Annotated in this window: 20 protein-coding genes and 2 tRNA genes; 12 read left to right on the forward strand and 10 right to left on the reverse strand. The window is 67.7% G+C overall.

Annotated elements, in window-relative coordinates; genetic code table 11:
- Positions 1 to 15 precede the first annotated feature (15 nt).
- Positions 16 to 92, forward strand: a tRNA-Met gene (locus EV283_RS13260).
- A 202-nt stretch (positions 93 to 294) separates the two neighbouring features.
- Here EV283_RS13260 and EV283_RS13265 read toward each other — a convergent pair.
- Complete coding sequence (locus EV283_RS13265; RefSeq protein WP_130326182.1) at positions 295 to 606, reverse strand: alkylphosphonate utilization protein; 312 nt, start codon at positions 604 to 606, stop codon at positions 295 to 297.
- Positions 599 to 1,300 carry a uracil-DNA glycosylase gene (gene ung / locus EV283_RS13270; protein ID WP_130326184.1) on the reverse strand — a complete coding sequence of 234 codons (702 nt, stop codon included), beginning with the start codon at positions 1,298 to 1,300 and terminating at the stop codon, positions 599 to 601. The genes EV283_RS13265 and ung overlap by 8 nt, the downstream gene beginning before the upstream one ends.
- 206 nt (positions 1,301 to 1,506) lie before the next feature.
- Between ung and aguB the strand changes: the two genes are divergently transcribed.
- Positions 1,507 to 2,367 (forward strand): N-carbamoylputrescine amidase, encoded by an 861-nt coding sequence (gene aguB, locus EV283_RS13275; protein WP_055874312.1) that lies wholly within the window; start codon positions 1,507 to 1,509, stop codon positions 2,365 to 2,367.
- A 135-nt stretch (positions 2,368 to 2,502) separates the two neighbouring features.
- On the opposite strand, the gene EV283_RS13280 is transcribed toward aguB, so the two are convergent.
- Positions 2,503 to 3,078: a DUF4337 domain-containing protein gene (locus tag EV283_RS13280; protein WP_130326186.1), complete on the reverse strand. Its 576-nt coding sequence runs from the start codon at positions 3,076 to 3,078 to the stop codon at positions 2,503 to 2,505.
- 95 nt (positions 3,079 to 3,173) lie between these two features.
- Here EV283_RS13280 and EV283_RS13285 point away from each other — a divergent pair, with 95 nt between their 5' ends.
- Entirely contained in the window at positions 3,174 to 4,193 is a 1,020-nt protein-coding gene (locus EV283_RS13285) for an MBL fold metallo-hydrolase (protein ID WP_242615972.1), read from the forward strand.
- Positions 4,194 to 4,394: 201 nt separating this feature from the next.
- Here EV283_RS13285 and EV283_RS13290 read toward each other — a convergent pair whose 3' ends face one another.
- A complete protein-coding gene (locus tag EV283_RS13290; RefSeq protein ID WP_130326190.1) occupies positions 4,395 to 5,126 on the reverse strand; it encodes a uracil-DNA glycosylase in 732 nt (243 codons plus the stop codon).
- A 22-nt stretch (positions 5,127 to 5,148) separates the two neighbouring features.
- On the opposite strand from EV283_RS13290, the gene folK reads away from it, so the two are divergent.
- The 3 genes from folK to EV283_RS13305 all read left to right on the forward strand — a co-directional run bounded on the left by folK (position 5,149) and on the right by EV283_RS13305 (position 6,483).
- Complete coding sequence (folK, locus tag EV283_RS13295; protein WP_130326192.1) at positions 5,149 to 5,667, forward strand: 2-amino-4-hydroxy-6-hydroxymethyldihydropteridine diphosphokinase; 519 nt, start codon at positions 5,149 to 5,151, stop codon at positions 5,665 to 5,667.
- Between the two features lie 21 nt (positions 5,668 to 5,688).
- Positions 5,689 to 5,764, forward strand: a tRNA-Lys gene (locus EV283_RS13300).
- Between the two features lie 239 nt (positions 5,765 to 6,003).
- Complete coding sequence (locus EV283_RS13305; RefSeq protein WP_165391787.1) at positions 6,004 to 6,483, forward strand: phosphatase PAP2 family protein; 480 nt, start codon at positions 6,004 to 6,006, stop codon at positions 6,481 to 6,483.
- A 227-nt stretch (positions 6,484 to 6,710) separates the two neighbouring features.
- Here the strand turns inward: EV283_RS13305 and galE are convergent, their stop codons facing one another.
- Positions 6,711 to 7,724, reverse strand: a complete 1,014-nt coding sequence (gene galE, locus EV283_RS13310) for a UDP-glucose 4-epimerase GalE (RefSeq protein ID WP_130326196.1) — start codon at positions 7,722 to 7,724, stop codon at positions 6,711 to 6,713.
- A 59-nt stretch (positions 7,725 to 7,783) separates the two neighbouring features.
- Between galE and msrA the strand changes: the two genes are divergently transcribed.
- Positions 7,784 to 8,341: a peptide-methionine (S)-S-oxide reductase MsrA gene (msrA, locus tag EV283_RS13315; RefSeq protein ID WP_130326198.1), complete on the forward strand. Its 558-nt coding sequence runs from the start codon at positions 7,784 to 7,786 to the stop codon at positions 8,339 to 8,341.
- A 119-nt stretch (positions 8,342 to 8,460) separates the two neighbouring features.
- On the opposite strand, the gene EV283_RS13320 is transcribed toward msrA, so the two are convergent.
- Positions 8,461 to 9,465, reverse strand: coding sequence for an L-threonylcarbamoyladenylate synthase (locus tag EV283_RS13320; protein WP_130326200.1), 1,005 nt, complete (start codon positions 9,463 to 9,465; stop codon positions 8,461 to 8,463).
- Between the two features lie 46 nt (positions 9,466 to 9,511).
- Here EV283_RS13320 and EV283_RS13325 point away from each other — a divergent pair, with 46 nt between their 5' ends.
- Both EV283_RS13325 and EV283_RS13330 read left to right on the forward strand, forming a co-directional pair.
- Positions 9,512 to 11,224: an acyl-CoA dehydrogenase gene (locus tag EV283_RS13325; RefSeq protein ID WP_130326202.1), complete on the forward strand. Its 1,713-nt coding sequence runs from the start codon at positions 9,512 to 9,514 to the stop codon at positions 11,222 to 11,224.
- A 268-nt stretch (positions 11,225 to 11,492) separates the two neighbouring features.
- Entirely contained in the window at positions 11,493 to 12,308 is an 816-nt protein-coding gene (locus EV283_RS13330; RefSeq protein ID WP_130326204.1) for an arylamine N-acetyltransferase, read from the forward strand.
- Positions 12,309 to 12,454: 146 nt separating this feature from the next.
- On the opposite strand, the gene EV283_RS13335 is transcribed toward EV283_RS13330, so the two are convergent.
- Positions 12,455 to 12,811 carry a GntR family transcriptional regulator gene (locus tag EV283_RS13335; protein ID WP_107957659.1) on the reverse strand — a complete coding sequence of 119 codons (357 nt, stop codon included), beginning with the start codon at positions 12,809 to 12,811 and terminating at the stop codon, positions 12,455 to 12,457.
- A 38-nt stretch (positions 12,812 to 12,849) separates the two neighbouring features.
- Positions 12,850 to 13,425, reverse strand: a complete 576-nt coding sequence (locus EV283_RS13340) for a nitroreductase (protein WP_130326206.1) — start codon at positions 13,423 to 13,425, stop codon at positions 12,850 to 12,852.
- A 117-nt stretch (positions 13,426 to 13,542) separates the two neighbouring features.
- Here EV283_RS13340 and EV283_RS13345 point away from each other — a divergent pair, with 117 nt between their 5' ends.
- Positions 13,543 to 15,336 carry a peptide MFS transporter gene (locus tag EV283_RS13345; protein WP_056477607.1) on the forward strand — a complete coding sequence of 598 codons (1,794 nt, stop codon included), beginning with the start codon at positions 13,543 to 13,545 and terminating at the stop codon, positions 15,334 to 15,336.
- Between the two features lie 107 nt (positions 15,337 to 15,443).
- Here EV283_RS13345 and EV283_RS13350 read toward each other — a convergent pair whose 3' ends face one another.
- Positions 15,444 to 16,436 carry an aldo/keto reductase gene (locus EV283_RS13350; protein WP_130326208.1) on the reverse strand — a complete coding sequence of 331 codons (993 nt, stop codon included), beginning with the start codon at positions 16,434 to 16,436 and terminating at the stop codon, positions 15,444 to 15,446.
- On the reverse strand, positions 16,411 to 17,673 hold the full coding sequence (locus EV283_RS13355; protein WP_130326210.1) for a cation:dicarboxylase symporter family transporter: 1,263 nt from the start codon (positions 17,671 to 17,673) through the stop codon (positions 16,411 to 16,413). Before EV283_RS13355 ends, EV283_RS13350 begins: the two co-directional genes overlap by 26 nt.
- A 68-nt stretch (positions 17,674 to 17,741) precedes the next feature.
- Between EV283_RS13355 and glmM the strand changes: the two genes are divergently transcribed.
- Both glmM and EV283_RS13365 read left to right on the forward strand, forming a co-directional pair.
- Complete coding sequence (glmM, locus tag EV283_RS13360; protein WP_130326212.1) at positions 17,742 to 19,082, forward strand: phosphoglucosamine mutase; 1,341 nt, start codon at positions 17,742 to 17,744, stop codon at positions 19,080 to 19,082.
- Positions 19,082 to 19,297 carry a DUF1272 domain-containing protein gene (locus tag EV283_RS13365; RefSeq protein WP_130326214.1) on the forward strand — a complete coding sequence of 72 codons (216 nt, stop codon included), beginning with the start codon at positions 19,082 to 19,084 and terminating at the stop codon, positions 19,295 to 19,297. Before glmM ends, EV283_RS13365 begins: the two co-directional genes overlap by 1 nt.
- Positions 19,298 to 19,532 lie beyond the last annotated feature (235 nt).

Raw genomic sequence — 19,532 nt, forward strand, 5'->3', positions numbered from 1 at the left:
CGCTAACGCGAATGTCGCGGGGTGGAGCAGCCCGGTAGCTCGTCAGGCTCATAACCTGAAGGTCACAGGTTCAAATCCTGTCCCCGCAACCAACCAAGCCCGCAAAGTCCACAAGACTATGCGGGCTTTGTTGCGTCTATAGACATTGCCTCTCTACAGCACTGTGCCCATTCGCTTTGAACCCAACGGGCCGTGCTTCTGAACGACCGTCGTCACGTCGGGCACTGTAAGCATCGTACGACGCAGCCTAGGGGACGCGGGACAAGACCGCGCGCCCCAGACAGTAGGACAGCCTCACCGCTTCCTGACGAACTCCGCGCGCAGCACCAGGCCCTTGATGCCCTCATACCGGCAATCGATCTCCTGCGCGTCGCCGGTCAGGCGGATCGACTTGATCAGCGTCCCGCGCTTTAGCGTCTGGCCTGCGCCCTTTACGGTCAGGTCCTTGATCAGCGTCACCTGATCGCCGTCCGTGAGCACGTTGCCGACCGAATCGCGCACCACAATCGCACCGTCGTCCGACGCGACAGGCGCCGCGCCCCCACCCGCGACCCACTCGCCGGTCGCTTCGTCGTACACATATTCGTCGTTGGCGGTCTCAGTCATCAGATGTCTCCGGCAGCGCCCAGTCGATCGGCTGGCGCCCATGGGTTTCGAGAAAGGCGTTGGCCTTGCTGAACGGCCGCGATCCGAAGAACCCGGTCCGCGCCGCCAGCGGCGACGGATGCGCGGACTGGATCACCAGGTGCCGCCCGCCCGTCGCGATATCGTCGACGAACGCCGCCTTCTTCTGCGCATACGCCCCCCAAAGGAGGAACACGACAGGTTTCGGTTGCGCGTTCACTGTGGCGATCACGGCGTCGGTAAATCGCTCCCAGCCGCGCTTCTGATGCGATGCGGCCGCCCCCATCCGCACGCTCAGCACCGCGTTGAGCAGCAGCACGCCCTGCTCCGCCCAGTGATCGAGCATGCCGTGGCGCGCGCGCGGGATGCCGAGATCGGCCTCGAGCTCCTTGTAGATGTTCACGAGGCTCGGCGGTGTCCGCACCCCCTTGCGCACCGAGAAACTCAGCCCGTGCGCCTGGCCCTCGCCGTGATACGGGTCCTGGCCGAGGATGACGCACCGGACCCGATCGAGCGGGGTGAGTTCCAGCGCGCGAAACCGATCCGCATCGTCGGGGAAGATGCGCGCGCCCGCAGCGCGCTCGGCCTCCAGAAACGCGTCGAGGTCTCGCATGTACGGCGCATCGAACTCGGGGCGGAGCGCCTGCCAGCTCGGTGGAAGAGGGGGTGTCGTCATCCCCGGCCGCATGTCGGACAGGGCAGGGGCGTGTCAATCTGCGCTACGTCTCGTTCCCCCGCGGAGGCGGGGGCCCAGCATCTCGCAGCGCAACGCCCGTAACCCTGGACCCCCGCCTGCGCGGGGGAACCGCGACCGTGCGTTGCCCTGCGAGATACGAGGCGAAAGGCTCGCACAACGCATGCGGGCTCATTATATGCGCCGCCATGACAGAGATCACCGTCGCCGCGCTGCAGCTGGGCTTCACGCCCAACATCGACCGCAACATCGCCAACGTCTCGCGGCTCGTCCACGAGGCCGCGGCTAAGGGCGCGCAGGTGATCCTGCCCCCCGAGCTGTTCGAGGGCGAGTATTTCTGCCGGGTCGAGGACGAGGGCCTGTTCGCCAATGCCGCCCCGGTCGGCGAGCACAAGGCGGTGCTCGCGATGCAGGCACTCGCCGAGGCGCTGAAGGTCACGATCCCGACCAGCTTCTTCGAGGCCGACGGCCCGCATCATTACAACAGCCTCGCGATGATCGGCCCGGATGGCAACATCCAGGGCGTCTATCGCAAGAGCCACATCCCCGACGGCCCGGGCTATGAGGAGAAGTTCTATTTCCGCCCCGGCAACACCGGTTTCAAGGTCTGGCCGCACGCGTCGGAGGCGGGGCGGACGACGCTCGGCGTCGGCGTCTGCTGGGACCAATGGTATCCCGAGACCGCGCGCGCGATGATGCTGATGGGCGCGGAAGTGCTGTTCTACCCGACCGCGATCGGCAGCGAGCCGCACGACACCTCGCTCGATACCGCGCGACTGTGGCGCCGGGCGATGGTCGGTCATGCGGTCAGCAACGTCGTGCCGATCGTCGCCGCCAACCGCGTCGGCGTCGAGCATGGCCAGACCTTCTACGGCACCAGCTTCATCGCCGACGAGCGCGGCGACATCCTTGCCGAACTCGGCCGCGAGGACGAAGGCGTGATTACCGCGACGATCGACCTCGACATCGTCAAGCGCCACCGCGCCGCATTCGGCTTCTTCCGCGATCGCCGGCCCGACCTGTACGGCCGGCTGGTCCAGGACATTTGAATCCCAATCCTCCTCCGCCAGGGGGAGGTGGCTGGCTTGCCAGACGGAGGGGGAGGATAGGAGAACTGCCGTTCCATATCCTCCCCCTCCGTCACCTTCGGTGCCACCTCCCCCTTGCGGGGGAGGATCGAGAACTTAGAACCACGCCATCCCTGCGAGCAGCGCGCCGACCAGCGCGGCCGTGCCCGCGACCCACAGCAACCACCGCCGCCCGGTCAGCGCGGTGATCGAGGCCAGCGCGATCGCAACCTGGATCGCGGTGACCGCCAGCGCCAGCTTCGTGTGCGGGCGCAACGCCTCGTCCGAGTCCAAATCCGCCGCAGCCGATCGCGCGTCGAGCGCGGTCGCCTCCCGCTTCAACGCGGCCCCGCGCGCCTTGTAGCGTGCGATATCGGCCCGCTGCGTCGCCATCCGCGCCACATCGACCCCGGGCGGGGCGAGATCGACCTCCATCTGTGCGATATGCCGCTTGAGGTCCTCCGCCTGGTAATAGCCCCATGCGTCCGACGCCTGCGCCTTGATCAGCACCGCCTCGTTCTTGTGAAGCAGCGCCTCGTTCTGCGTATGCCCGCCGAGAAAGCTGGTGACCGCCGCCAGCGTCGCCAGCACCGCGGTGAACAAGGCGATCCGCTGGTCGAATGCCTCCCCCTTGGCGGCGCGTTCCTCCGAGAGTTGCTCATGCATTCCGCGCACGTCGAAATCGTCGTCCATGGCGGTCGGCTTACGCTCCCGCGCGTGACTGGACGCTGATGGTCGGGTGACATATTTGTAAGTACGCCATGACGTTACGCCACATTCGATACCTTGTGCCGCCGCTGGTTGCGCTGCTCGTCGGCTGTGCAACACCGTCGGTGAAGAGCGTTCCCCCCAGCGATCATTTCGACGGCCGCCGCTTCTTCAACCCGGACGGCGTGCAGGGGAGCAGCGGCGAGCAGAAACAGGGCCCGGTCGCGCTGCTGCGCAATCTGGTGAAGCCGCCCTATCGCACCTGGCCCGAAATCCCCGTGACGCCATCGCGACCGCCGGCGCAGGTCGACGGCCGGACGATGCGAGTTACCTGGATCGGCCATTCGACCGTGCTGGTGCAGACGCAGGGGCTCAACATCCTCACCGATCCGATGTGGCTCGCACGCTCGTCGCCGGTGCAGTTCCTCGGCGTGAAGCGAGTCCGCGCGCCCGGCGTGCGGCTGGAGGACCTGCCCAGGATCGACCTGATCCTGCTCAGTCACGATCACCGCGACCATCTCGACATGCACGCGATGCGCCGCCTCTGGCACCGCGACAAACCGCTGATCGTGACGGGCCTGGGCAACGACCAGATCCTCAAGCGCAACGGCGTCCATGCGGAAGCGCGCGACTGGGGCGGGCGCGTCACGCTGCGCCCGGGCGTCGACGTGATCGTCGAGCGCGCGCATCACTGGAGCCAATACGACCCCGGCGACCGCGACACGACCTTATGGGCGGGCTTCACCGTGACGCTGCCCGGCGGCAACCTGTATTTCGCGGGCGACACAGGGCCGGGCGACATGCGCTGGGCCACCGAGGCGCGCCGCGCAGGCCCCGTCCGCCTCGCGATCCTGCCGATCGGCGCGTATCATTTTGCCGGCCACGAGACCGACAATCACATCGGTCCGGACCAGGCGGTGACCGCGTTCGACCAGCTCGGCGCGGCCTATGCGATCGGCGTCCACTGGGGCACGTTCGAGCTGACCTCGGAAGGCATTAACGAGCCGCCCGAACACCTCCGCGCGGCGCTGGCCCGCGAGCACATCGCCGCGGACCGCTTTCGGACGCCCGAAGCCGGCGAGGCCTGGGTGATCGAGTAGAGTCTACCGCAACCATCACGCCTGACCCCATTGTTTCCCACCGCCCCGGCGAAGGCCGGGGTCCAGTTGGGGAACGCCGCTAACTGAACGGTACGCTCCGTTACCGCGACCTTTCCAACTGGACCCCGGCCTTCGCCGGGGCGGTGTAGAAGTGCCTAGCGTCCGATCGCGGTCCAGTAGCCGCTCAGCTTGCGACGCGTCTCAAACCGTCTCGCGCAACGCCAGCGCCCGCGCGAACACCGCGTCGAACATTTCCGCGGTCAGCACGCCCGTATTCACGTTGTAGCGGGAGCAGTGATAGCTATCGATCAGGATGCGGCCATCGGGCATCACATGCTCCGCCCCGTGCGCGAACCGAGCCTTGGGCAGCCGTCCACCCAGCATCTTCACCGCAGACTGGTGCGCGATATGCCCCAGCGCCACGAACACGCGCGCGGTAGGCACCGCATCTGCCTGCGTCTCGAGAAACGGCCGGCAGGTCCGGATCTCTTCGGGGGTCGGCTTGTTCTCGGGCGGCAGGCACTTCACTGCGTTGAGGATGATCGCACCGTCGAGCGCCAGCCCGTCCTCGGCCTTGGCGCCATAGGTACCGGTGGCGAGCCCGAACCGCCCGAGCGTCTCGTACAGGAACTGCCCCGAATAATCGCCGGTGAACGCGCGGCCGGTGCGGTTCGCGCCGTGCTTGCCGGGCGCGAGGCCGATGATGCCGAGCCACGCCGCCGGATCGCCGAACGCGGGCACGGGGGCGTTCCACCAGGTCGGGAACTCGGTGCGCAACTGCTCGCGCACCGCGACGAGGCGGGGGCAGAGCGGACAGTCGCGCGGCGGCTCGGTCTCGGGCAGCGCGGCGACGGGCGCGAAGACGGTGGTGACGTCGATAACGCCGTCGTCAGCGGAGTCGGAAAGATCGGCGGTGTAAGGTGTGGAGTCCATGCGATTGCGCTAGGCGGACGAAATGTCGCCTGCAACCCCGCTCCCGCCGATCGCGCGTCCGGCAACGGCGTACGTGATCGCGCTCGGCTCCAACCGCCGCGGCCGGCACGGGGCGCCCGAGCGCGAGATCGCGGCCGCGCTGGCCACGCTGGCCACGCTGGGCGACGTCGTGGCGCGGTCGCCGACCGTCGCCAGCGCGCCGCTCGGCCCGTCGAATCGCCGCTACGCGAATGCCGTCGCGCTGATCGAGACGCCCGAGGATCCCGCCACGCTGCTCGTCCGGCTGAAACAAATCGAACGGCGCTTCGGCCGGCGCGCGGGGCGTCGCTGGGGGAGTCGCGTGATCGATCTCGACATCATCCTCTGGTCGGGGGGCGCATGGACGTCGTCCGGCCTCGTCGTGCCGCACGCCGCATTCCGCACGCGCGGCTTCGTCCTTGCCCCGCTCGCCGGCCTCGTGCCCGCCTGGCGCGATCCGCGGACGGGCAGAACGATACGGCAATTGGCGCAACTGGTTGACCGACGGCGGCCACGCGATTAGGTGCGCGGTCCACGATGGCGGGGGTCCGTAGCTCAGTTGGTAGAGCAAGCGACTTTTAATCGAGAGGTCCCGGGTTCGAGCCCCGGCGGACCCACCATCGATGCTCTAGGCCCTAGCTCGGCCGACGCGCCGAGCAAGCGGCGGCATGTCCCGGCGATTCTCGCGGGCGCATCGGTCGCCGCGGTCGGCATCGTCCTGATCCTCATCGTCGGTCTCGCGGTCGATAATTGGCCGTTCGCGTTCGATCGCTCGATCATCCTGGGCCTGCGCGCCTGGGGTGGCCCGTCATGGCTGCCCAAGGTCGCTGCCGACGTCACCGCGCTCGGCGGCGGAATCGTGCTGACGATCGTCGTCGTGCTCGTCGCCGGCCTGTTGATCGTCCAGCGGCTCTGGCTGACCGCGTTCGCGATCGTCGCGTCGAGCATCAGCGGCAATATCGTCGTCGAGCTGGTCAAGCTGCACGTCGCGCGCCCGCGGCCCGACATCGTCGAGCATCTCGTCGCCGTCACGCATATGAGCTTCCCCAGCGGGCATTCGGCCAACAGCGCGATCGTCTATCTCACGCTCGCAGGGCTAGCGTCGCAGGTCACCGAGCATCGCGCGACTCGGCGCTATCTGCTCGTTATCGCGATCCTGCTGGTCGGCGCGATCGGCTGCAGCCGGGTGTATCTCGGCGTCCACTGGCCAAGCGACGTGCTCGCCGGGTGGAGCTTCGGCACGCTCTGGGCGCTCGCCTGGTGGCTGGCGACCGCCCGCGCGCGCCGCGCGATCGGCGGCGAGCGCCACGCCTTCGGCACCCCGCCCGCCGACACCTGATCCCAAGGCCCGGACCCCACCCTCAAATCCTCCCCCGCCAGGGAGTGCGAGGTTGGATTGCCCCCGGCAATCCAAGATCATGCTGGGAGGATGATCGACCTCGCACTGTGGCGCCATAGGCGACGGAGGGGGAGGACACGCAACAGCGGCTTCCCTTTCCTCCCCCTCCGTCAGGCTACTGCCTGCCACCCCCCCCTGGCGGGGGAGGATTCGGGTCGCAGCCAGTCCTAGCGGCCCTTCTCGGCGAGCGCGCGCTCCCACGCCAGCGCGTCTCGGACGATGCCGTCGAGATCGGCGTGGCGCGGCGTCCAGTCGAGCGTCTCGAGGATCGCGCGATTGTCCGAGATCAGCATCGCGGGATCGCCCGCACGACGCCCTTCCAGCCGACGCTCGATCGTCCGGTTGGTGACCTTGTCGACCGCATCGAGCACTTCGAGCACCGAGAAGCCCTTGCCATAGCCCGCGTTGAGCGTGTGGCTCTCGGCAGGCGCGGCGACCAGTAGTTCGAGCGCTGCGACATGCGCTGCGGCAAGGTCGCTGACATGGATATAGTCGCGCACGCCGGTGCCGTCGGGCGTGGCGAAATCGGTGCCGTAGACGCCAACATGGCTCCGCTTGCCGGTCGCCGCCTCTACCGCGATCTTGATCAGGTGAGTCGCGCCGACCGTCGACTGGCCGCTGCGCCCCTGCGGATCCGCGCCCGCGACGTTGAAATAGCGCAGCGCGGCATAGTTCATCGGGTGCGCCGCCGCGACGTCGCGCAGCATCGCCTCGGTCATCAGCTTCGACATGCCATACGGGTTGATCGGCACGGTCGGATCGCCCTCCGCCACCGGCACCTTTTCGGGCGTGCCATAGGTCGCGGCGGTCGACGAGAAGATGAAGTGGGGCACGCCCTCGACGACCGCGCTCTCGATCAGCGCGCGGCTGGCGGCGGTGTTGTTGCGGTAATATTTGAGCGGGTCGCTGACCGATTCGGGGACCACCACCGACCCGGCGAAGTGCATGATCGCGCGGACGCCGTGGTCGCGGATCGCCGCGCGGACCTTGGCATCGTCGGCAACGTTCGCCTCGACCAGCGTAGCACGCGGATCGACCGCCCAGTCGAACCCGGTGACCAGATTGTCGAGCACGACGACGTCGTATCCCGCGTCGAGAAGTGCCAATACCGCATGGCTGCCGATGTAACCGGCGCCGCCGGTGACCATTACCTTACCATCGAGCTTTGGGCCGTCGATCATGTACGTCTCCTCTTTGTTGCGCGGTAGCGGCTTCCTATCTTGGGAGAAAGGAGATCATAATGACGGATTATGTAACGCTGGCCGGCGGCTGCTTCTGGTGCACCGAGGCTGTGTTCAAGGACGTGATCGGCGTCGAAAGCGTCGAGAGCGGCTATATCGGCGGGCATGTGCCTGATCCGACGTACAAACAGGTCTGCGGCGGCGACACCGGCCATGCCGAGGCGATCCGCATCGGGTTCGATCCCGAGCAGCTGAAACTCGGCGATCTGCTCGACATCTTTTTTGCGACGCATGACGCGACGACGCTCAACCGGCAGGGCAACGACGTCGGCACGCAATATCGCTCGGCGATGTTCCCGATGGATGATTCGCAGCGATCGGAGATGCAGGCGGCGCTCGAGCGCGCACAGGCCGACAGCCCCAAGCCGATCGTCACGACGATCGAGGCGCCGCAGAATGCGGTGGCATCGACCTGGTACGAGGCCGAGGGCTATCACCAGGATTATTGGGAAACGTCGGGCCGCTCGAACCCTTACTGCATGGCGGTGATCCCCCCCAAGCTGCAGAAGCTGCGCAAGAGCTTTGCGGCACGGTCGAAGGCGGCTGTGAACGCGTAATCTTTAAACCAGCCGGCCGAGCCACACCCCCCCGTCATCCTGACGAAAGTCAGGACCCAGGGTTACAGGGGGTGTCGCTCGGGACTCTGGGTCCTGACGGTCGTCAGGATGACGAGGCGTCAGCGATGCGCGGCGCGGCGCAAGCGATCGTTGATCGCTTCGCCGATGCCGTGCGCAGGGATCGGCGCAATGGCGATGCGAGCGGCGCCGTTCGCATCAGCCGCGTGGAGCAAGTCGAACAGCCGCGCCGCGGCTTCGACCAGATCCCCCGACGCAGAGAGCGACACGTCGCCCGCAACCTCCCCAAACCCGATCAGCCACTCGTCGCGCTCTGCAACAGTCGCGCCCAACCGAAGCGCCTTGCTCGGCGCATAGTGGCTCTCAAGCTGCCCCGGCGCCGTCACTACGCTCCCCCCCGGCGAAGGCCGGGGCCCAATTGGGGGGCGATGATGATCCGCGTCGCGCTCCGTTACCCCAGACGTGCCAATTGGGCCCCGGCGTTCGCCGGGGAGGTGCTGGTGGAGAGCCTCCGCCGTCACCGGCCCAGGCCGCAGCACGCGCCGCCCCGCCACGATCGTCGACTCCAACCCCGCCTCGGTCGCCCCATCGTCGAGGATGAGCGGCACGTTCGCCCCCAGGCTCGCCGCAACATGCGACGCCGTCGTCGGTGAAATCCCCCCGCTCGCATTGGCCGACGGCGCCGCCAACGGCCGCCCCGACGCCGCGAGCAGCCCCTGCATCGCGCGGTGCCGCGGCACCCGGATCGCGATCGTCTCCAACCCCGCGGTCACCAGCGCCGCGATCCCCGAACCGCTGCGCACCGGCAGCACCAGCGTCAGCGGCCCCGGCCAGAACGCCGCGGCCAATATCCTCGCGTCCGTATCGAACACCGCGATCCGCTCCGCCGCCGCCAGATCGGCGACATGCACGATCAACGGATTGAAGCTCGGACGCCCCTTGGCGGCATAGATCCGCGCCACCGCCTCGGCATTGGTGGCGTCCGCCGCGAGCCCGTACACCGTCTCGGTCGGCACCGCGACGATGCCGCCCGCGCGAATCAGCGCAGCGGCCTCGGCGACCGCGGCCGTGCCGTACGGTAAAATCACTGGGTGTGGACGGGTCATTCTGAAGGCCTATAGCGGGCGCAAAGCATAGCGATAAGAGGATGCGATGGCCTTCACCCCAGCAACCACCGAACAGCGTTTCGTGCTCGACCATGTCGTGCGGATCGCCGAGCTCGCGAATACCGAACGCTATTCCGCCGCCAGCGACGACGTCGTCGACGCGGTCCTGGAGGGCGTCGGGCAGCTCGCCGCCGGCGAATGGGCGCCGCTCAACCGCACCGGCGACACCGTCGGCGCCAAATGGACCCCTGACGGCGTCGTCATGCCCGACGGCTTCGCGCAGGCGTACAAGGATTATGTCGAGGGCGGCTGGGGCACGATCGGCGTCGAGGAAGAATGGGGCGGGCAGGGGCTTCCCTTCGCGATCCAGACCGCGGTGCTCGACACATTGGGCTCGGCGAACATGGGCTTCGCGCTCTGCCCGACGCTGACCGTCGGCGCGATCGAGGCGCTCCAGCATCACGGTAGCCCCGAGCAGCAGGCACTGTATTTGCCGCATCTCGCAACCGGCGAATGGACCGGTACGATGAACCTGACCGAGCCGCAGGCAGGCTCCGACGTCGGCGCCCTTCGCGCGACCGCGACGCCACTCGGCGACGGCAAGTGGAGCATCAAGGGCACCAAGATCTACATCTCGTTCGGCGATCACGACATGGCGCCCAACATCGTCCACCTCGTCCTCGCCCGCACCCCCGGTGCCCCGGCCGGAACGAAGGGCATCTCGCTGTTCCTTGTGCCCAAATACCGGCTTCAGGACGACGGCACGCCGGGCGACTTCAACGACGTCCGCGTCGTCTCGATCGAGCACAAGATGGGGCTCCACGCCTCGCCGACCTGCGTGCTGAGCTTCGGCGATAACGATGACTGCATCGGCGAGCTGATCGGCGCGGAGCTGGGCGGTATCCGCGCGATGTTCACGATGATGAACAATGCGCGCCTCAACGTCGGGCTCCAGGGCGTCCAGGTCGCCGAGGGTGCGACGCAGGGCGCGGTCGCCTATGCGCTCGACCGGGTCCAGTCGGCGCGCGCGGGCTCGCCGAACAAGGAGTCGGTCAAGATCGTCGAGCATCCCGACGTCCGCCGCATGCTGATGCGGATGAAGGCGCAGACCCAGGCGGCGCGTGCGCTCGTCTACTACGCCGCCGGGCAGGTCGATCGCGCCAACATGGGCGATCACGCCGCGCGCAACCGCCTCGAACTCGTCACCCCGCTCGCCAAGGCGCACGGCACCGATCTCGGCAACGAAGTCGCCTCGCTCGGCATCCAGGTGCATGGCGGCATGGGCTATGTCGAGGAAACCGGCGCCGCGCAGTATTTCCGCGATGCGCGCATCACGCCGATCTATGAAGGCACCAACGGCATCCAGGCGGCCGATCTGGTCGGCCGCAAGCTCGGCCTCGACAATGGCGGCGCGTTCGCCGCGCTGATCGCCGATATCCGCGCGGAAGCGAAGGACGAGCGGCTGCTGGCGCTGGTCGACGCGTGCGAGGCGATCGGGCGTCGCCTGGCCACCGCGGACGCCGACGACAAGCTCGCGGCAAGCTATCCGTTCCTGACGATGCTGTCGGTCGCGACCTGCGGCTGGCTGATGGAGCGGCAGGGCGGCGTCGCCGGCACCGACGACTTCGGCCGGATGAAGACCGCGGCGGTGCGTTTCTACCTCGACCAGATCGTCCCCGAGGCGATGGGGCTCAACGCGGCCGCCAATGCGAGCGCGGCGGTGCTGTACGCGATCGAAGCGGACCTGTTCGCGGCCTGAGCTGCCCATAATCAACCCCCGTCATCCTGACGAAAGTCAGGATCCAGAGCCACGCGCACCGGCGTCCGTGGCTCTGGATCCTGGGTCGAGCCCAGGATGACGGAGGTGGGGTAGGGGCCCGCCCTCGCACATTGCCCTCTACCCCCCGTTCGATCCTCCACCGTCCGTTCGCCCTGAGCGAAGGCGAAGGGCCGGTCCCACGCTCAGGTGCTTCGACTTCGTCCAGCACGAACGGTAAGGGGGGAAGAAATCTGTGAAAGCCCGACCGATGTTCGATCTCGAAGCCTATCTCACCCGTGTCGCCATGCCCGCCCGCCCGACGCTCGACTCGATCGGCCTGGCACGCCTCCAGCACGCGCACCGGCTGGCGATTCCGTTCGAGGATCTCGACGTCGTGCTCGGCCGCGGCATCGCGATCGACGGCGCCTCGGTCTTCGCTAAGCTCGTCACCGCGCGCCGCGGCGGCTATTGCTTCGAGCATAACCGCCTGTTCCTCGACGCGCTCGCCGAGCTCGGCTTCATCGCCCGCCCGCTGCTCGCGCGAGTCTGGATCGCAGCGGTCGGCGTCCCGCCGCTCACGCATACCTTCGCGCTGGTCACGATCGACGGGCAGGACTGGATCGCCGACACCGGTTTCGGCGGCAGCTACACGCCCGTCCTCCCGCTGACGGACGGCGCCGAGGCGACCGCGCCCGACGGCGCGCGCTTCCGGCTCGATGCGACCGAGCAGGGCTGGCTGCTGCTGCGCGACGGCGATCCGATGACCACCGATGGCCGCGGCGAGCCCGGCGGGTTCCAGCCGCAATACAGTTTCACGCTCGCCGAGGTCTTCGACGCTGATCTCGCGCTGTCGAACCACTGGACGTCGACTGCGCCCGCCAGCCGGTTCACGCAGACCGCGATCGCCAGCATCGTCCTGCCCAACGGCTTCGCGTCGCTGGTCGGCCGCAACTATCGGCGCCGTTCGGGAACCGACACGACCGCCGGCGAGATCACCGATCCGCGCGTCTACCGGATCCGCATGAGCCTGTTGTTCGGGATCGACCTCAGCGTCGAGGACGTCGCGTCGCTGGGGCTGTTCTGAAGACTCGCTGTAGAGTCACCCTCCATAGCGTTACCACCCCGACGAAGGCCGGGGTCCAGTTGGGGAACGTCGCTAACGAAACGCAGCGCGTTGCAACTGCGGCCTTGCCACCTGGGCCCCGGCCTTCGCCGGGGTGGTGCCAGCGCCTAAACCCGCTCGCGCTCCAGCAGGTCGCGCGCGTTCAGCCCCAGCAGGTCAATATGCCCCAATATCCGCGGCCACTGCGTCGTCACGAAATTCTCGCGCTCGGCGATCCGCAACGCCTCCGCCGCGCCCGGCATCACGAACATGCCGACGCCGCGGCGAACCTCGACATAGCCGTCGTCCTGAAAGCTCTGATACGCCTTGGCGACCGTCAGCGGGTTGGCGCCCTGCTCGGCGGCAAACGCACGAACCGAGGGAAGCTGGTCCCCCGCGCGATAGTCGCCTCGGAGGATCCCGGCGGCAATCGTGCTACGGAGACGGATATATACGGGGCTGTCGTCGCTGCTGAGCGCTGTCATGCTGTTCTAATACAGCAATCGGGCGAATAGTCGAGTCCTCAGGATCCCCAATGGCTTACCAACCGTGCCATATCCGGGCGGGGCCGTTCGTCGAGCGCGCGCGACGGCGTGCCGATGAACATGAAGCCGGCGATCTTTTCCGATGCCGAGCCGAACGCATCGCGCACCGTGTCCGAGAACGCCGCCCAGCCGGTCAGCCAGCCGCCCGCGAAGCCCTCGGCATGGACCGCGTGCAGCAGGTTCATGCACGCCGCGCCTGCGGACAATTCCTGCTCCCAAAGCGGAATCTTGCTCTCCTTGGGCGACGACAGGACGACGACCAGCGTCGGCGCCTGGTGCGCGAACTGGTCGAGCGACTCCAGCTCGAGCCGCGACGCGTCGGGACGCTCGGCGAGATAAGCGTCGGTGATCAGTGTCGACAGCGCCTTGCGGTGGTCGTCGCCGACCACGACGAACCGCCACGGCGCCAGCTTGCCATGATCGGGCGTCCGCGCCGCGATCTCGAGGATGGTCGCCAGCTGGTAGGAATCGGGGCCGGGCGCGACCAGGTCGCGCGGCTTGCCCGAGCGGCGGGTGGCGAGCAGCGACAGCGGCGTGGAACGATCGTTGAGCATGGCATGTGAGATAGGCTTTGCCCTGCGATATTTACAGTCCGGGCTTTGTCGTTAAGTTGCGCGCGCATAACGACGCCGCGACCGACGGCGGCCAGACGAGTATTAGGGAGCGTAAGCATGGTGGACACCCCGACCGCGGATACCCCGCGAGAGCCGGATATCACCCATATCAATCCGGCCGCCGGGGAAACCTGGTTCGGGCACCCACGGCAGCTCGCGCGGCTGTTCACCACCGAGATGTGGGAGCGGTTCGGCTATTACGGCATGCGCGCGCTGCTCACGCTGTATCTCACCAAGCATTTCGTGTTCGGCGATCGCGAGGCGACCGGCCTGTACGGCGGCTACACCGCGCTGGTGTATCTGACGCCGCTGGTCGGCGGTTATCTTGCCGACCAGTATCTCGGCTCGAAGCGCGCGGTGAAGTTCGGCGCGATCATCATGGCGATGGGCTATCTGCTGCTGTGCTTCGGCGGCGAGACCGCCAAGCCCTATGCGACCATCGCCAACCAGCGCTACGAGATCCAGGTCGTCGAACAGGCCGACAGCGAGGTCCGCTACCTCGTCGACGGCGCGAACAAGCTGAAGATCAAGGGCAATGACGACGGCACCGTCTCACTGCTCGCAGCTGACGGATCGACCGCGCGGACGGTCGAGAAGGGCGGCTTCGAATCCGGCGCGGAACGCAGCAGCTTCTACGTCACGATCATGCTGCTCGCGCTTTGCATGATCTCGGTCGGCAACGGCTTCTTCAAGCCCAACATCTCGACGATGGTCGGCGAGCTCTATGCGCAGGGCGACAAGCGCCGCGATGCCGGGTTCACGATCTTCTACATGGGGATCAACCTCGGCTCGCTGTTCTCGCAGCTGCTCTGCCCGTTCCTTGCGGTCGCGTTCGGCTGGTGGGCCGGCTTCGGGCTGGCGGCGATCGGCATGCTGTTCTCGTGGACGCTGATCCAGTTCGATGGCGGCAAGTTGAACGGATACGGCGAGCCGCCGGTGCGCAGCGGCCCCGACCGCGCGCTCGGCATCTATGCGCTCGCGCTGCTCGGCATCCCGATCTTCTACCTGCTGTTCGTCAACCTGATGAACGCCGAGCCGCCGGTGCCCGGTTCCGGGATCATCGGCTACATCGTCTCGCTGTCGCTGATGGGCAAGCTGCTGTTCGGCACGTTCCTGGTCGCGGTGCCGGGCATCCTGATCTGGTCGTTCGTCAATGGCGAGCGGCGCGAGTTCCAGATGATGCTCGCAGCCATGGTGCTGATCGTGTTCAACGTCGTGTTCTGGACGCTGTTCGAGCAGGCGGGCTCGTCGCTGACGCTGTTTGCGGATCGCAACACCGATCTCAGCGTGTTCGGGCTGTTCAGCATCTCGGCCGGGCAGACGCAGTTCTTCAACGCGTTCTTCATCGTCGCGCTCGCGCCGGTGATGTCGATCCTGTGGACCAAGCTGGCCGCCCGGGGCATCGAGCCGTCGATCCCGGTCAAGTTCGGCATCGCGCTGATCGGCGTCGGCGTCGGCTTCCTGTTCCTCGTCTGGGGTGCGAGCATGGTCGGCCCGACGTTCAAGGTCGCGATCTGGTGGCTGGCGGGTCTCTATTTCATCCACTCGTTCGCCGAGCTCTGCATCTCGCCGGTCGGGCTTAGCATGATCACCAAGCTGTCGATCGCGCGCGTCGTCGGGCTGATGATGGGTGTCTGGTTCCTGTCGATCTCCGTCGCGCAATATGTCGCGGGCATCGTCGCGCAGGTCGCGAGCGTCGAGACGGTCGGCGGGCAGGTGACCAACCTGAAGGTCAGCCTCGACACCTATGCCGGCGTGTTCTGGACGATCGGGCTGGTCTCGGCGGGGATCGGCGTGCTGCTGCTGCTGATCTCGCCGCTCATCAAGAAGTGGATGCACGGCGTCCAGTAAGCCCGCAATTCCCCTCCCGCTTGCGGGAGGGGTTAGGGGAGGGCGCGACGCACGTACTGGCGTCCGGCCAGTGGGGCGCACCCCTCCCGCAAGCGGGAGGGGAGTAGTCAGATCCGCGTCATCGACAGCGCCTTCTCGCCGTACCGCGGCCCGGCCGTCCCACCCTTCGGCGCGGCCGCATCGAGTTTCGCCAGATCGTCCGCGGTCAGCGCGACATCCGCCGCCTTCATGCTGTCCTCCAGCGTAACGCGGCGCTTCGATCCCGGGATCGGCACGATATCGTCGCCCTGCGCCAGCAGCCACGCCAGCGCGACCTGCGCCGGGCTCGCGCCATGCGCGTCCGCGATTCCCTTCACCACCGCGACCATTGCCATGTTCGTGGCGAAGTTCTCCTCCGAATAGCGCGGATCGTTGCGCCGATAATCGCCCTCGGGCAAATCCGACCGTGCGGTAATCTGCCCCGTCAGGAACCCGCGACCCAGCGGCGAATAGGGCACGAACCCGATCCCCAATTCGCGGCACAGCGGCAGGATCTCGTCCTCGACCCCGCGCTCCCACAGCGAATATTCGCTTTGCAGCGCCGCGATCGGATGCGTCGCCGCAGCACGCCGGATCGTGTCGAGCCCCGCCTCCGAGAGCCCCAGATGCCGCACCTTGCCCTCGCGCACCAGCTCGGCCATCGCGCCGACCGTATCCTCGATCGGCACGCCCGGATCGACGCGGTGCTGGTACAGCAGGTCGATCGTCTCGACCCCCAGCCGCTTGAGCGATCCCTCGCACGCGCGCCGCACATTGGCGGGCGTCGAGTCGACCCCGGTCATCCCGTTGTCGTCATAGCGGAAGCCGAACTTGGTCGCGATCACGACGCCGTCGCGCTTGCCGCGGATCGCCTTGCCGAGCAGCTCCTCGTTGATCAGCGGGCCATAGATTTCGGCGGTGTCGAACAGCGTCACGCCAAGCTCGATCGCGCGGTGGATCGTCGCGATGCTCTCGTCGGCATTGGCCTCGCCGTACATGCCCTTGCCGATGCCGGCCATCGGCATGCAGCCGAGGCCCAGCGCGGAAACCTCGAAATCAGGGCCGAGCGTGCGATATTTCATGCGGAATCTCCTTGGCGTCACTGCGCGCTGAAACGGAGATGGTGACGGCGGTATCCATCGTCACGTTGCCGACGGTGCGAAATAGGTCGGGAACCGTCTCGACCGCGATGAACAGCCCCAAGGCCTCGATCGGCACCCCCATCGCGATCGCGACCGGCGCGACCGAGGCGATGAAGCTGACCGTCCCCGGCAGCGACACCGATCCCATCGTCGTGATCGCCGCGGTGGCGATCCCCGCGGCGAGCTGCCCCGGCCCGATCGGCACCCCGACGAGATGCGCGACGTACAGCGCCACCGCGAGGTTCATCGCCGGACTTGTCGCGCGAAAGACGGCGACGGCAAGGGGCAGCACGATCCCCGCGGTAGCGGGCGAGGCACCCAGCTCGACCGAACCCTTCAGCATCGCCGGCAGCGACGCAAGCGACGACTGCGTGCTGATCGCCACCGCCTGCGCCGGCGCAACCGCGCGCGCAAAGGCGGCGAACCGCACCCGCCCGCCGATCATCCCGACCGGATAGGCCGCGATCAGCACGATCACGCCGATCGCCGAAACGCACACGATGTAATGCACCAGCGCACCGAACGCCGCGGTCCCGGTCCGCGCGCCGACTCCGTACGCCAGCGCGGAAATGCCGATCGGTGCGAGCTTCAGCACCCAGCCGATCACGATCAGCAGCGCATCGACCACCGCCTGGAAGAACCCGGTCAGGATGCTGCGCTGCGCGTCGGGCAGCTGCGTGACCGCGAACGCGAACGCCAGCGCGAACACCGTCAGCGGCAGGAACGCATCGCCCGCCGCGGCCGCGACGACGTTGGTCGGCACGATCGTATCGAAGAACGCACCGATCCCCGGCACCGTCCCGACCGGCGCGCTGGTCGTCAGCGCGGTACGCAGCGCAGTCGCAAGGCCGGCGGGCAGCGGCCAAGCCTCGAGCAGCAGCGGCGTCACCAGCGCCGACATGATCGTCACCGCCCACAGGATCGCGACCATCATCGCCAGCGCACGCACCGTGATCCGCCCGGCGCGCGCCGCTTCCGCGGTCGCGCCGATCCCGGTGACCAGAAGCGAGACGATCAGCGGCACGATCACCATCTGCAGCCCGTGCAGCCACGCCGACCCGATCGGCTGCGTCACCGCGGTCACCGCGATCGCCTGCGTCGGCGCCAGCGCGGCGGCGAGGATGCCGATCGCGATACCACCAACCAGGGCGATCAATATCCGTGTTGCCTGCGACATGCTCGCCCTTCGTGTTGCATCGCGCTATCAGCGATGGCGAACCCGATACCGGACGGAAAGTACAAGCGATGGCAAGGAAATATTTCGGCACCGATGGCATTCGTGGCGCCACCAACGTCTCGCCGATGACGGCCGAGATGGCGATGAAGGTCGGGATGGCGGCGGGCGCCTATTTCCAGCGCGGCGATCACCGCCACCGCGTCGTGATCGGCAAGGACACGCGGCTGTCGGGCTATATGCTCGAATCCGCGCTGGTCGCAGGCTTTACCAGCGTCGGCATGGACGTCGTCATGGTCGGGCCGATGCCGACCCCCGCGGTGGCGATGCTCACCCAGTCGATGCGCGCGGATATCGGCGTGATGATCTCCGCCAGCCACAATCCCTATGCGGACAACGGCATCAAGCTGTTCGGCCCCGACGGCTACAAGCTGTCCGACGAGGCCGAGGCCGCGATCGAGGCACTGATCGACGGCGACGTGCCGCTCGTGGCCTCGGACCAGATCGGCCGCGCCCGCCGGATCGAGGACGCGCAGGGCCGCTACATCCATTTCGCCAAGTCGACCTTCCCCGAAAATCTCCGCCTCGACGGCATGCGGATCGTGATCGATTGCGCGAACGGCGCCGCGTACAAGGTCGCACCCTCGGCGCTCTGGGAACTCGGCGCCGACGTCGTCGCGATCGGCGTGACGCCCAACGGTACCAACATCAACGACGGCGTCGGCTCGACCGCACCGCAGACGCTCGCCGAGACGGTGGTCGCGAGCGGCGCGGACATCGGCATCGCGCTCGACGGCGACGCGGACCGGCTGATCGTCGTCGACGAGACCGGCACGATCGTCGACGGCGACCAGCTGATGGCGACCATCGCCGCAAGCTGGGCACGCCAGGGCCGGCTCGCCGGCGGCGGGCTGGTCGCAACCGTCATGTCGAACCTCGGGCTCGAACGCCATCTGGCGGCACAGGGGCTCGGGCTCGTGCGCACCAAGGTCGGCGACCGCCACGTGCTCGAGAAGATGCGGTCGAGCGGCTACAATGTCGGCGGCGAGCAGTCGGGCCACATCATCCTGTCGGATTATGCGACGACCGGCGACGGCCTCGTCGCCGCGCTCCAGATCCTCGCCGAGGTCAAGCGCTCGGGCGCGCCGGCGGGTGAAGTGCTGCACCGGTTCGAGCCGTTACCGCAATTGCTCAAGAACGTCCGGTTCGGCGGCGGCAAACCGCTCGACGACGAATCGGTCAAGGCGGTGATCGCGCAGGCCGAGGCCGAACTCGCGGGCAAGGGCCGCCTCGTCATCCGCCCGTCGGGCACCGAGCCCGTGATCCGCGTCATGGCCGAGGGCGACGATCTCGGCCAGGTCGAGCGCGTCGTCGACCGGATCTGCGACGCCGTACGGAAAGCCGCCGCCTGATGCTCGAGATGCGCCCCACCTGCGAACGCTGCGCTACCGAGCTCCCGGCGGATGCCCCCGGCGCGCTCATCTGCTCGTTCGAATGCACCTTCTGCGCGGAATGCGCCGACGCGCTCGACGAGCGTTGCCCGAACTGCGGCGGCGAACTGCTCGACCGCCCGACGCGGCTCGGCGAAGCGCCCCCGCAGAAACCCGCCGCGGGCAGGCGGCACTAGGGTCCTCCCGCAACCCGACTCTTCTACCACCCCGGCGAAGGCCGGGGCCCAGTTGGAAAGGTCCAGGTAACGGACCGCGACCCTCCGTTAGCGACGTCCCCCAACTGGACCCCGGCCTCCGCCGGGGTGGGGGGGCAGGGCATAACCCTGTCCTACATCGCCCCGGTTATGCCATAGCCCCGCAGATGACCTCCACCCTCGCCAAACCCCGTGCAGCGGCCCCAAACCGCCTCAC

The sequence above is a fragment of the Sphingomonas sp. BK036 genome, from assembly GCF_004216825.1.
Classification (GTDB): Bacteria; Pseudomonadota; Alphaproteobacteria; order Sphingomonadales; family Sphingomonadaceae; genus Sphingomonas.